The following is a 218-nucleotide window of genomic DNA, read 5'->3' on the forward strand; positions in this document are numbered from 1 at the left end:
GATGCGTCGACGTAGTCGCCGGCGAGGGAGTTGAGGACGACGTCGACGCCGCGGCCGTCGGTGGTGCGTTTGAAGTGTTCTTCGAAGTCGAGGGTGCGGGAGTTGGCGATGTGGTCGTCGGGGATGCCGGCGGCGCGCAGGAGGTCCCATTTGCCGGGGCTGGCGGTGGCGTAGACCTCGGCGCCGAGGTGCCGGGCGATCTGCGTCGCGGCGATACC

At 69.7% G+C, this 218-nt stretch carries 1 protein-coding gene; it reads right to left on the reverse strand.

All coding sequences use genetic code 11. From position 1 onward, the window contains the following. The coding region (locus ADK36_RS18000) for a zinc-binding dehydrogenase (protein WP_048587702.1) at positions 1-218 on the reverse strand (218 nt) is incomplete at both ends.

It is taken from the genome of Streptomyces viridochromogenes (assembly GCF_001270495.1).
GTDB lineage: Bacteria > Actinomycetota > Actinomycetes > Streptomycetales > Streptomycetaceae > Streptomyces > Streptomyces viridochromogenes_A.